This is a genomic window from Sphingobacterium sp. 1.A.5 (genome assembly GCF_002734235.1).
GTDB lineage: Bacteria > Bacteroidota > Bacteroidia > Sphingobacteriales > Sphingobacteriaceae > Sphingobacterium > Sphingobacterium daejeonense.
Genome location: NZ_PEBA01000006.1, coordinates 94,620 through 107,647 on the forward strand (window position 1 = coordinate 94,620; position 13,028 = coordinate 107,647).

At 38.2% G+C, this 13,028-nt stretch carries 9 protein-coding genes; 7 read left to right on the plus strand and 2 right to left on the minus strand.

What is annotated here, in order from left to right:
• The first annotated feature begins 10 nt into the window (after window positions 1-10).
• The 5 genes from CRT24_RS05025 (at window position 11) to CRT24_RS05045 (ending at window position 5,131) form a co-directional block, all read left to right on the plus strand.
• Entirely contained in the window at window positions 11-2,095 is a 2,085-nt protein-coding gene (locus CRT24_RS05025) for a TonB-dependent receptor (protein ID WP_144034507.1), read from the plus strand.
• A gap of 58 nt (window positions 2,096-2,153) precedes the next feature.
• The gene (locus tag CRT24_RS05030) at window positions 2,154-2,825 is read left to right on the plus strand and encodes a response regulator transcription factor (RefSeq protein ID WP_099370159.1); all 672 of its coding nucleotides are present in this window, start codon (window positions 2,154-2,156) and stop codon (window positions 2,823-2,825) included.
• Window positions 2,825-4,108: a HAMP domain-containing sensor histidine kinase gene (locus CRT24_RS05035; protein WP_099370160.1), complete on the plus strand. Its 1,284-nt coding sequence runs from the start codon at window positions 2,825-2,827 to the stop codon at window positions 4,106-4,108. The genes CRT24_RS05030 and CRT24_RS05035 overlap by 1 nt, the downstream gene beginning before the upstream one ends.
• A 77-nt stretch (window positions 4,109-4,185) precedes the next feature.
• Window positions 4,186-4,629, plus strand: a complete 444-nt coding sequence (locus tag CRT24_RS05040; protein WP_099370161.1) for a PepSY-like domain-containing protein — start codon at window positions 4,186-4,188, stop codon at window positions 4,627-4,629.
• Window positions 4,630-4,681: 52 nt separating this feature from the next.
• Window positions 4,682-5,131, plus strand: a complete 450-nt coding sequence (locus tag CRT24_RS05045; RefSeq protein ID WP_099370162.1) for a PepSY-like domain-containing protein — start codon at window positions 4,682-4,684, stop codon at window positions 5,129-5,131.
• A gap of 320 nt (window positions 5,132-5,451) precedes the next feature.
• On the opposite strand, the gene CRT24_RS05050 is transcribed toward CRT24_RS05045, so the two are convergent.
• On the minus strand, window positions 5,452-6,186 hold the full coding sequence (locus CRT24_RS05050; protein ID WP_099370163.1) for an SIMPL domain-containing protein: 735 nt from the start codon (window positions 6,184-6,186) through the stop codon (window positions 5,452-5,454).
• Between the two features lie 98 nt (window positions 6,187-6,284).
• Here CRT24_RS05050 and CRT24_RS05055 point away from each other — a divergent pair, with 98 nt between their 5' ends.
• Window positions 6,285-9,080 carry a prolyl oligopeptidase family serine peptidase gene (locus tag CRT24_RS05055; RefSeq protein WP_099370164.1) on the plus strand — a complete coding sequence of 932 codons (2,796 nt, stop codon included), beginning with the start codon at window positions 6,285-6,287 and terminating at the stop codon, window positions 9,078-9,080.
• 201 nt (window positions 9,081-9,281) lie between these two features.
• A complete protein-coding gene (locus CRT24_RS05060; protein WP_099370167.1) occupies window positions 9,282-11,471 on the plus strand; it encodes a glutamine synthetase III in 2,190 nt (729 codons plus the stop codon).
• 1,287 nt (window positions 11,472-12,758) lie between these two features.
• Here CRT24_RS05060 and CRT24_RS20820 read toward each other — a convergent pair.
• Window positions 12,759-13,028 (minus strand): hypothetical protein (locus CRT24_RS20820; protein ID WP_218962579.1); only part of this gene is annotated, 270 nt, incomplete at its 5' end.

The following is a 13,028-nucleotide window of genomic DNA, read 5'->3' on the forward strand; positions in this document are numbered from 1 at the left end:
AAATATTTACATGACTCTTAAGAAATTCGGTTTAGTATCTCTTTCAAGCACATTATTTTTCTTTTCTGCCAAGGCACAGATTTCTTCGCCTGACACAAGCATCAACGACATCGCACCTATTGAAATAAAGGCTTATTTCAATGCTCAATCAATGTTGGATTTAACGACTTCTGCTCGGGTAGTGACTAAAAAATTGCTTGAATCTCAAGCTCCAAGCAACTTCTTGAGTACCTTGAATACAACAACCGGACTTCGAATGGAAGAAAGATCACCTGGATCATATAGACTTGCCCTAAGGGGAAGTATGCTGAGATCGCCGTTTGGTGTGAGGAATACAAAAATATACATTGATGAAATACCATTTACTGATGCCAGTGGAAATACGTATCTCAACCTTTTAGATCCTGTTGGAATAAATAGTATTCAAGTGATCAAAGGTCCAGATGGATCATTATATGGACCCAATTCAGCTGGGGTACTTCGATTTATTCCCGAAGGTTTTGGAAAGCCTAACAATGAAAAATCAATTATGGTTTCTGGAGGATCATTTGGTCTTTTCCATCAACAATTGCAGGTCAATCATCAAGTGAATGAAAATTACAGCTTTTCTTTCGACCAGGCTTATCTAAGGTCAGATGGTTATAGACAACATACGGGCATGGACAAACTGTTCTTCCAAACTGCTCATCAATGGAAATACAATTCAAAAGGAACACTAAAAGTATTTGGATTATATTCTGATTTAGGTTATCAAACTCCAGGTGGACTTACTCAGCAACAATACGATGAAGACCCAACCCAATTTAGACCTGCTGGAGGCCCGTTCCAAAGCGCCAAAGACCAAAAAGCAGCTATCTATAACAAAACATTTATAGGAGGTATAACCAATGAATACCAAATAAATGACAATTTTAAACATGTTATATCCATATTCGGAACAAATACTGATCTAGAAAATCCATTTATTACCAATTATGAAACCCGCGACGAAAAGAACATCGGTTTAAGGACTTACCTATCCTATGAGAATTTGGATAAAGAAGATTTGCTTTGGGAGATGCAATTGGGTGCTGAAGCACAAAAAGGATGGTATCATGTCAAAAACCATGAGAACAACCTAGGGGAAATGGGCGAACTTACTGATGATGATAACCTAAAAAATGGTCAACATTTCTATTTCTTCAGAGCGAAAACTAGAATTTATCAAAAGCTTTCAGCAGAAGCATCTATTGGATTGAATTTCAACAATATAAAATTCAACAGACACCTACCTGGAGAAGAACAGGCTGAAGGGAAAATTGATTTTAACAATACTTGGATGCCTAGATTTGGACTATCTTATTCTGCAACAGATAATTTCGCAATTAGAGCTTCGGTTTCCAAAGGATACTCTACCCCAACTATTGCTGAGGTAAGATCTTCTGACAACAGAATAAATCAAGACTTGAAACCTGAAACTGGAATCAATTACGAAGCTGGAATCAGATATGAAAGCAAAAACAGAAGGTTTATTGCTGACCTTGCAGCATACAATTATCAAATGGACAATGGAATTATTCGTCAATTGAATGAGGATGGTGCTGAATTTTTTGTGAATGCTGGTAAAATAGATCAAAAAGGAGTTGAAGCAAATATACTAACTCAACTGATCGCAAATGAGAATAGTGAATTTTTAAAAGGGCTGATATTTTCTTCGAACCTGACTTATCAAGATTATAAATTCAAAGAATATAAAATTGGTGAAAATGATTTTTCAGGAAATGAAGTAACATCAGTGCCAAATTGGATTTGGGTAAATACATTATCTTTTAGATTCAATAAACAATTTGATTTTAATATTTTACATAATTTCACATCAAGCATTCCATTAAATGATGCGAATACTGTAACTGCAGATAAATACCATGTTCTTCAAGCTAAAGTGTCATGGTTGACATCTATTTCACCTCGGTATAAACTCCAGCTATTTGTAGGTGCTGATAACCTGTTGAATGAGAAATATAGCTTAGGAAATGACATTAATGCGATGGGAAATAGATATTTCAATGCTGCTCCAACTAGAAACTTTTATGGCGGAGTAAAGGTTATATTATAAACAGGAGGGAATTCCAGATTCTTTCCAGAATCTTTATGCTCTATTGTAATTTATTTCGATGAAGATATTAATAATAGAAGACGAAACAGCCTTATTGCAGACAATTGAAGAGTTCTTGAAATCTGAGAATTTCCTCATTGAGTCAGCGCAAGATTATAATGCTGCATTGGAGAAAGCAATGACTTATGATTATGACTGTATTCTATTGGATTTTATGCTTCCCGGAGGAAATGGGTTGGATATCCTCAAAACATTAAAAGAAGCACATAAAAAACAACCCGTTCTCATACTTTCAGCCAAAGATTCTGTCGAAGACAAAGTATTGGGATTAGAAATTGGAGCTGATGATTACCTAGCAAAACCCTTCCATCTCGCTGAACTTCTTGCACGTATTAAATCAATCATACGTCGAAATGCTCAAGATGGTGAACAACTTGTTAAGTATAAAAATGTATCCTTAGACCCGGACAGCAGGCAAGTGACAGTAAATGAAAAGATTACCCCATTAAACAGAAAAGAATTCGACCTTTTTTATTATTTTATCCTTCGTCCCAATAAATTACTTGAAAAGACAAGTCTCGTAGAATCTGTTTGGGGAGATCACACCGATCAAGCCGACAATCTTGACTTTATATATTCGCAAATAAAAAATATTCGCAAAAAATTAAAAGAAGCTGAAGCAGATATGGATATTCAAGCCGTATATGGAGTAGGCTATAAATTGGTGTAATGGCGGTTTCAATCAAATATTATACAAACAGAACTTTAGCAATTACCATATTGGTCATTATGGCCATCTGGGCACTGCTATTCTATGCGTTCTTAATGGACGAAGTGTATGATAATGTAGATGACGGACTCAAAAACCAAAAATTAGAAATTATTCGCGAAGCCTATAACAATCCTGAAATAATTGAAACTAGCAAGGAATATGGGATTAATCAATTTAAGATCTATCCTACCAAACCTTCTGAAGATATCGATAAAAATCACTTCTCCCGAGAATTGATGTATATGCCTTATGATGATGAAGACGAACCTTATAGAATCTTAAAAACTGGATTCTATTCCAAAGATAGAAAGGCTTACGCCCTAGAGATCAGAACTTCAACTGAAGAAGAAGATGATTACCTGATTAATTTAGCCATTTCATTGGCTGTACTTTACGCAGTAATTGTAATCAGCATCCTGGTCATCAATTATTTTGTCATGCACAAAGGATGGAAACCTTTCCATAAAATATTGGAAAACTTGAGCAACTATAGATTTGGCCATACCAAAAGCTTTGAACCTGTTCCTACTGAAGTTAAGGAGTTTCAAGAACTGAACAACCAGATCAATCAGATGATCAGCACCAATGAAGCTGTATTTCAAGATCAAAAACTATTCTTGGAAAATGCATCCCATGAACTTCAGACTCCATTAGCTATTACAATCGGAAAACTAGACCTGTTATTGCAAGATGGCAATCTCCCAGAAGAGCAAACTATAAAAATAGCCGAGGCAAAGCAATCTTTGCACAGGATGGTAGGTTTGAATAAATCGCTGTTAATGCTATCTCGAATAGAAAACAATCAATACACATCAAGTTCTGATGTAAAGTTCAACACCGTAATTTTACAAAAACTGGAAGAATTTGAAGAAATCATAGAATTTAAGGACATTAAAATAAATATGCTTCAAAAAGGGCATTTTATTGCCAATATGAACATTGACCTTGCACGTGTCCTGATTTCAAATCTTCTCAGAAATGCAATTAAATATAATGTAAAGGCTGGACATATTGATATAACCATTGATGATAACGAGATTGACATCGCCAATTCAAGCAATGACGGTGCATTAAATCCGGACTTTATATTTAAAAGATTTCATAAAGGAACACAGGATAGCCAATCCAATGGACTCGGACTTTCTATTGTTAAAACCATATTAGAGAAATACTCAAATTTGAGCATTTCTTATGATTTCATAGAAAACCTCCAACATTTCACCATAAAAAAAATCAAATAAATTCTATTTGTCCAGATTTTTCCCAATTCTTTCCAGAATTGACCCCGAACTTAGTGTCAACATTTAAATAAAACACTATGAAAAATCTAATAAAAGCAGCAATGGTAGTATTGATAGCAGGATCATCATTCCAAGCTATCGGACAAGAAAAAGTTATTGAAGTAAACAACCTTCCGAAGGCAGCACAAAGCTTTATCAGCTCTAATTATGGAAGTGATAAAGTAGCATTGGTAAAATCTGAAAAAGAATTGATGCAGTCAATTGAATATAAAGTGGTGTTAGCAAGTGGAATTGAACTAGAATTTGACAGTAAAGGTAACTGGACTGAAGTTGATGCAAAATCAAAATCAGTACCTCAAGGAATCGTTCCTGCTAAAATTAAATCCTACGTTCAAAAAAGCTTCCCTAACAACAATATCGTTCAGATCAATAAAGATTCAAAAGGATACGAAGTTGAGTTGACAAACGGTATCGAAGTAAAGTTCAACAAAAACGCAGAGTTTATTAAGATCGATGACTAATATCATCGATTGCCTTAAAATCACATTAAAAATTAACCCTTAAAATATAAAAATGAAAAAGTTATTATTATCAATCACACTATTATTTTCGATCGCAGCTTTGATGATCTCATGTGACAAAGAAACCGTAGTTAGCGAAGGCAACCTTCCTAATACAGCTGCACAATTTCTTTCTAAAAACTTCAATGGAGTAAAAATTCTTTCTGTAGTTGAGGAAAAAGAAGGTTTATCAGGATTAGAGTACGATGTACTTTTAGAAAATGGAATCGAAATCAAATTCAACAAAAATGGCGAATGGCTTGATATCGACGCGCAAAATGATTCAGCTGCCCTACCAGATTCTTTGATCCCTACATCTATCCTATCCTACGTAAAACAAAACTATCCTAACACTGGGATTAATAGTATCGAAACCGAAAGACATGGCTACGATGTTGAATTGACCAACGGACTAGACCTAGAATTCGACAAAGACGGAAAATTCATTAGAATAAACCCGTAAGTAATTATAGATTAACCCTGGCCGGTGTCTCCACCAGCCAGCAAATTGACGCCTTAAATAGTGGTCGGTGGGAACACCGACCACGGCTTCAGAACATAAAACCAAAAGGCTGAAGGTGTTTTTAACATCTTCAGCCTTTTGGTTTTATTAATTTTGCTAACGCCATCCTAAGCGGGTTGGCCTGCCCTTCGACTACGCTCAGGGACCGCCCTTCGACTAACCAGGGACCGGCATCGACTCGGTGGCTGCGTTGGCTGAGCGGAGCCGAAGCCAGGAGTCGCCCTTCGACTACGCTCAGGGACCAAAGCCATGAGCCTTATTTAATTACTTAAATAGCTCGTCTTCACCGTAATATTAGCTGTCTTTTTCCTTGATGTCACATTAAAAGCTCCACCATAAGAATATTCCTCATTTTCATTCTGACCCGTAATCTGAAAAATACCCAAATCAGCCTTCACCAATTCTCCCAATGAAGAACCTGCTTCTTTCGCAATATTCTCAGCCCTTACCTTCGCATTCTGCGAAGCCTCCGAAATCAACTTCAGTTTCAAATCTTCCAAGCCCGAAAAATAATAGTTCGGCAAATTTGAACTCAACTCCACTCCTTGCGAAATCAAAGTCGAGATCTCACGAGAAGCATTCGCTACCTTATCCAAATCCTTGGATTCCACTGAAACATTCTGGGAAAGGCTATAACCAGTAAAAGTATTATAACTGTTTCCATTAGGATCTGTATGATATGAAAAATCACGGTTAATATTCACTGCATTGAACAGAATTTCCTTGTCACTGATACCTTGGCGAACCAAAAAATCCTTGACCATATCACGATCTCTCTTCAATTGTTCCGAGGCTTCGCTCAGATCCATGGATTTACGGCTAAAGGAGGCTGACCATTTCACAATATCTGACTCGAAATTTGTCATGGCATTTCCTGTAACATTGATCGTGTTGGAATTCTTATATTTATATTTATAAGCGTTCCCAAAAATCATCGCAAAGATGATTATCGATATACCAGCAATGATGCTGATGATGATGCCTGAATTTCTCATAGCGCCTTTTATTCGGATTTATAATAAAATTGTTATCCTCTAAACTAACCTAAGTTAGTAAATTTTAGGTATTATTGGAATTCCAAACAACAAATTATATGAAACGTAAATTTGCCTTAATACTCCTAGGGTTAAGCGCTTTTTCACTAGCTAATGCACAGAAAAAACCAATCGACCATTCTGTTTATGACGCCTGGAAATCGATCAGCAGACCCCAAATCAGTAAATCTGGTAATCTAATCATTTATTCCGTAACCCCTCAAGAAGGTGATGCTCTAGGAATGCTGAAAAATGATAAGAACCAAACTTTGATACAAATCCCAAGAGGTTCAGAATTGACACTTACAGATGATGAAAAAAATCTGATCAGTCTTATCAAAGCACCATTTCAGGATGTTAGACAAGCAAAAATAAAAAAGAAAAAACCTGATGAAATGCCTAAGGACTCCTTATTGGTGTTTAATCTTAGCAATTCATCCAGCAAAAAATTTGCTCAGGTAAAATCATTCAAAACTGCACGTAAAGGAAATGAATATGTTGCATTTTTGAATGAAACAATCGTCCCTAAGGCACAGGATACTACAAAATCAAAAAACTCAGCTAAAAAAGAGAAACCAACTCCTACTTTAACCGTGATGAATCTCCGCTCCGGTGATACCAGCAATATCCTGAAAGCAGACACGTATGATTGGAGTGATGACGGTAAATTTTTGGTATATTCCATAAAAGGACCAGAGAAGGACTCCTTAAATGAGTCTGGCCTTTTTATAATGGACATGGCTAATAAAACCAAAAAGAAAATTAGCAATGGTAAAGGGAACTATAAAAACATCCAATTTGACGATGCAACTAAGCAATTAAGTTTTCTGGCGGACAAAACTCCTGAAAAATCTTTGCTAAAGGAATTCAAACTCTATTATTATACTCCTTCTCAAGACACTGCATTTATTCTGGCGGACAGAAACAGCACAGGCATTCCTGAAAATTGGTTTGTTTCGGGAGATGGACGCCTGACATTCAGCAAGTCTGGCAAAAGGCTATTCTTTGGCTTGGCTCCTATTCCTAGGGTAAAGGACACAACCTTAGTTGAATTTGAGCACGCTAAAGTAGATATTTGGCATTGGCAAGATGATTATTTGCAACCAATGCAATTGGTAAATCTAAAAAGAGACCAATCTAGAAATTATACCGCATTGATCAACCTGCAAGGCAATAGAAATATTATGCCTCTATCAGACGAAACCTACAACAGAATCTCCTTGACAGGAGACGCTGACAACGAGTGGGCTATGGCTACTTCGGATAAAGGCTATCGTATAGAATCCCAATGGGAAGGCGGAATGAGATCGGATATCTATGCAATCTCAACTGTAAGTGGTAAGAACAAGTTAGTTACTAAATCAAACTCTGGTTATGCTTCTTTAGCTCCAAATGGCGATTATATCATTTACTTCAACAGATCAAATGGTAACTGGTACAGCTATAATATCGCTTCAGAAAAAACAGTGCAGTTAAACGATGGCCTTCAAGTTAGTTTTGTAGACGAAGAAAACGATGTTCCTGCAGCGCCAGGACCTTATGGAATTGCTGGCTGGTCAAAAGATGGAAAAGCAATCTATATCAATGACCGATATGATGTCTGGAAAATCTCCTTGGATGGAAAATCCAAATCCAATATTACAAATGGATTAGGCAGAAAAAATCAAATGGTCTATAGAATTCAAGAATTGGTAAAAAATGATGACCCAAGAGTTCAATACACCATGGTTGACGAAGGAAAGCCTGTTTTCCTTTCCGGATTCAATAAGATCGATAAAAACCAAGGTTTATATAAATTAGGCAAGAAAGACATTAGCAAACTTTGGTCGGGACCTTATACTTATAGAATGTTGAGTGCTGATGATAAGATCAACAAAGTAATCTACACTAAAGAAGATTACCAAAACTCACCGAATCTTTATCTATTGGCTGATTTTAAAAACGAAACCAAGCTTTCGGATATAAACCCACAACAAGCAGATTATAATTGGGGAACAGCAGAATTGGTTCACTGGACTACACCTAAAGGTTATAAATCGGAAGGTATATTATATAAACCTGAAGATTTTGATCCAAATAAGAAGTATCCAATCATAGCATATTTCTATGAAACCCTTTCTGATGGATTGTATACTTACCAACCACCGGCTCCTACCCCTTCTAGGTTGAATATTCCATATTTTGTAAGTAACGGCTACTTGGTTTTCGCACCAGATATTCGATACGAAACTGGTTACCCTGGAAAATCTGCTGAGGAATTCATCAACTCTGGAATGCATTACCTAGCAAGAAACAACAATTGGGTTGATTTTACAAAAATGGGAATCCAAGGGCAAAGCTGGGGTGGTTACCAAGTTGCGCACTTGATCACTCGCACGAATATGTATGCAGCGGCATGGTCAGGAGCACCTGTAGTGAACATGACATCAGCTTACGGCGGAATCCGTTGGGGTTCTGGTATGTCGCGTCAATTCCAATATGAAAATACACAAAGCCGTATCGGGAAACCACTTTGGGAAGCTAGAGACCTTTATATCGAAAACTCGCCTTTGTTCTTTATGGACAAAGTGAATACTCCTGTTGCAATTATGCATAATGACAATGATGGCGCAGTGCCTTGGTATCAAGGCATCGAGTTCTTCACCGCTTTGCGCAGATTGAACAAACGTGTATGGTTATTGAACTATAATGGTGATGATCACAACTTAATTCAAAGACAAAACCGTAAAGACATTCAAATTCGGGAAGCACAATTCTTCGATCACTTCTTAAAAGGCAAACCTGCTGCCAACTGGATCAAGAAAGGTGTCAAAGCAACCGAAAAAGGAATAGATTGGGGACTTGAAGTCGACTAATTTTACAAAACAAGGTTAAAATAGGTGGTGATTTTAAAAAATTACCACCTATTTTTATTTAAAAACAGGAAATATTCCGATTTTTTATATTTTTTTTTAAAAAAATTATTTGAATAACCTATTTTTACCATACTTTTGATATTAATTAGAAGAAATAATCAAGCAATCAACAAAAACTTAAAAATAAATAACAAGAATAGCATGTTAAACTCCAGACTAGCCGCAGTTGAGACTGCCTCTAAACACATGTTCAACGAAACAACAGAGGTAAATGCAGAACGCGCTATCCACATTTTCAACAAAAATGTGTTCAGCATCTCTAAAATGAGAGATTATCTTCCAAAGCCTACTTTCGTAGAATTGAAATCGGCAATCGACGAAGGAAGACAAATCAGCAGAGAACTAGCAGATTTCATCGCACAAGCAATGAAAACTTGGGCTCTCGAAAATGGCGCAACCCACTACACTCACTGGTTTCAACCATTGACGGGTTCAACAGCTGAAAAACACGATGCTTTCTTCGAACCTGATAGCGACGGAAGTGCAATCGAGAAATTCAACGCAGATGCCCTAGTTCAACAAGAACCAGATGCATCTTCATTCCCGAATGGTGGTATCCGCAATACTTTCGAAGCTAGAGGCTATACCGCTTGGGACCCTTCATCCCCTGCCTTTATTTTCGAAACCGGCGCCGGAAAAACCCTTTGTATCCCTACAGTATTCGTTTCTTATACTGGGGAATCTTTAGATTATAAAGCTCCTCTATTGAAAGCTATTGCTTCAATAGATAAAGCAGCAACGGATGTTGCACAATATTTCGACAAGGCAGTTAGCAAAGTAAATGCATCTTTAGGTATCGAACAAGAATATTTCTTGGTTGACCTTGCCCTTTACAATGCTCGTCCTGACTTACAATTGACAGGAAGAACATTGTTTGGTCACATGTCAGCAAAAGGACAACAATTGGAAGACCACTATTTCGGAGCAATTCCTGAACGTGTTCTTGCCTATATGGTTGATTTGGAAAATGAAGCCCTTAAATTGGGTATTCCTTTGAAAACTCGCCACAATGAAGTAGCACCTTCTCAATTCGAGTGTGCGCCAATGTTTGAAGAGATCAACTTGGCAATTGACCATAACCAATTGTTGATGAATCTGATGGAGCAAGTTGCTATCCGCCACAGCTTCAAAGTGTTATTGCACGAAAAACCATATAGCGGTGTAAACGGTTCTGGAAAACACAACAACTGGTCATTGATCACTAATACAGGTGTTAATTTATTGTCTCCAGGAAAAACTCCTAAGAACAACTTGATGTTCTTGACTTTCTTCGTGAACACCATTAAAGCAGTATTCGAACATGCTGATCTATTGAGAGCTTCTATTGCAAGTCATTCAAATGATCACCGCTTAGGTGCCAACGAGGCTCCTCCGGCTATTATTTCTATCTTCTTGGGTTCTCAATTGGATGAAATCTTGGAAGAAGTAGAATCTGCTCGTGTTGCTAAAAAAGTAAAAGCTGACGCTAACTTATGGCATGGTATCCCTAAAATCCCTGATTTGAAATTGGATAATACGGACCGTAACCGTACTTCTCCTTTCGCTTTCACAGGCAATAAATTCGAATTCCGCGCGGTTGGTTCTTCAGCAAACTCAGCTCTTCCAATGACCATTTTGAATGCTATCGTTGCAACGCAATTGATCGAATTCAAAAACGAAGTAGACAAGCAAATCAAAAAAGGAACGAAAAAAGATCTTGCTATCTTGAACGTAGTTCGTAAATACATCAAAGATTCTAAAGCTATCCGTTTCGAAGGAAATGGTTACAGCGAAGAATGGGAAATTGAAGCAGGAACTAGAGGTTTATCAAACATCAAATCTACACCTAAAGCGCTTGACGTTTATGTAAAACCTGAGTCTTTGGAATTGTTCGAGACTTTGGGAATCTTCTCAAGACGCGAATCTGAAGCGAGACACGAAATCCTTTTGGAGAACTTCTTCAAGAAACTTCAAATCGAGGCACGTGTGATCGGTGATGTGGTAACGAGTCAAATTGCTCCGGCATGTATCGTCTACCAAAACCAATTGATCGAAAACGTAAAAGGACTGAAAGACCTTGGACTGAACAAAGAAGCTTACAGTTCACAGTTGAATTACATCGAAAGGATCTCAAAACACGTGAACTTAATCTTGGAATTGGCTGAAGAAATGCGTCAAGCACGTAAGAAAGCAAATACAATCGATGATATCCGCGAAAAAGCAATCGCTTATGATGAGGTTGTGAAGCCATTCTTCGATGAAATCCGCTACAACGTCAACAAACTTGAAAAAATCGTTGACGACGCAAAATGGCCATTGCCGAAATTACGCGAGTTGCTGTTCATTCACTAAGAATACACCAAACAACAAACAATAATAAAGGGCTGTCTAAAAAAAGACAGCCCTTTTTATATTACTTCAAAAATTGTGTCCGCTGAAGACTTCGACCATCCGCCATGGTAGGTGTCTCGGACCATCCGCCATGCCTATTGTCCCCGTCATTCCGCCCTGGTTGGTGTACCCACCAGCCAGCAACTTGTCTTCTAATTAATCGTAGTCTGTGATGCACCAACCAAATGCTATGGCTAGTGTCCCCACCTTCCAGAAACTTGTCTGCTCAACATTCGTAGTCTGTAATGCACCGACCAAATGCCCTGGCTGGTGTCCCCACCTGCCAGAAACTTGTCCCTTTAAAATAATGGTCGGTGGGAACACCAACCCACGGCTTTGCTAGCGCCTTCCTATCTCACATCCCACATCTCAAATCCCATATCTCATCCTAACTTATTATACTCTCCTTCGTCTCTCCTTCGGACTTCGTTCGGACCTCGTTCGGAGCTTCTTCGGAAAACACCCGAACAAGGTCCGAACAAGGTCCGAACGAAAGAAGACTGAGAGTGGAACAAGAGTGGAACGAGAGTGGAAGGAGACTATATAAAAAGCATATATTCCAAATCATAAAAAAAGGGGACTTTTCCCTAGTCCCCTCATCAGATGTTACTAATAAAAAATAACTCTAACTAACTCCTCAAAGATGCCCAAAAGCATCATTTAAAAAGGATATATATTACTGTTTGTGCTACCATTATTACTGTTTTAGGGTGTTTTTGGTTGGATACCGGAAATGATGGTTGGTGGGGACACCAACCATGGCCATTTCGCCACCTAATCCCATAGGGGTGTCACTATTATAGCGACAAAATAGTTTCCATCTCTTACGAGATGGAATGACAAGCTCGTTCGTTTAGTGAAGGGGGAATTGGGCGGGGAAGTGGTCGCCGCAGCGACCACTTCCCCGCCCAATTCCCCTCTAACTTCCCAGGAAATCGTGTCATTCCCAAGCTTTAGCTTGGAAAACTATTTAGTCGCATTGCAGGAATTTAGTTTGTTCGGCAGAGTGTATAGTCATTTAATTAACCAGCAATTTATAGTGACACCCCTACAGGGTTGCATGGCGCCGTTTAAACATTTTGCTATAATAGTTGCACCCCTCTGGGGTTATCAAACATGCCACACCTACGGCGTTGTTGTTTGCGGTGATTCAATGCTATAGATATTACATGCCGATGGCATTTAAGAGATATTTCATGCCTACGGCATTTAACCCCCATGGGCAATGTCATTAAGTTAAGGATTTTATCATGCCGGTTTGTAGTTTGTGTAGGTCCTGTGCTTGCACTTTTTATTCGAGGTCTTAAGCTGCCTTGGGAACGATCTTCCCTTTCGAATGGGCAATGTGTCCTTGAGGAAATAGGCCGTGAGCTCCCTGAGGATTTCCCTTTCCCTGTTTTTGAAAAAGATGGCTATCAGGTTTTCCTTTAATTTTCCGAAGGATTTGTTCCCGTTGACCTTTTGGGGGTACTTTTTCGTGGATGTATCGCGGTCGAGCTGGACCTGGGCATCCCTGAT

Coding starts and splice junctions, on each gene's coding strand:
- CRT24_RS05025 (WP_144034507.1), top strand. CDS start 11: ATGACTCTTAAGAAATTCGGTTTAGTATCTCTTTCAAGCACATTATTT.
- CRT24_RS05030 (WP_099370159.1), top strand. CDS start 2,154: ATGAAGATATTAATAATAGAAGACGAAACAGCCTTATTGCAGACAATT.
- CRT24_RS05035 (WP_099370160.1), top strand. CDS start 2,825: ATGGCGGTTTCAATCAAATATTATACAAACAGAACTTTAGCAATTACC.
- CRT24_RS05040 (WP_099370161.1), top strand. CDS start 4,186: ATGAAAAATCTAATAAAAGCAGCAATGGTAGTATTGATAGCAGGATCA.
- CRT24_RS05045 (WP_099370162.1), top strand. CDS start 4,682: ATGAAAAAGTTATTATTATCAATCACACTATTATTTTCGATCGCAGCT.
- CRT24_RS05050 (WP_099370163.1), bottom strand. CDS start 6,186: ATGAGAAATTCAGGCATCATCATCAGCATCATTGCTGGTATATCGATA.
- CRT24_RS05055 (WP_099370164.1), top strand. CDS start 6,285: ATGAAACGTAAATTTGCCTTAATACTCCTAGGGTTAAGCGCTTTTTCA.
- CRT24_RS05060 (WP_099370167.1), top strand. CDS start 9,282: ATGTTAAACTCCAGACTAGCCGCAGTTGAGACTGCCTCTAAACACATG.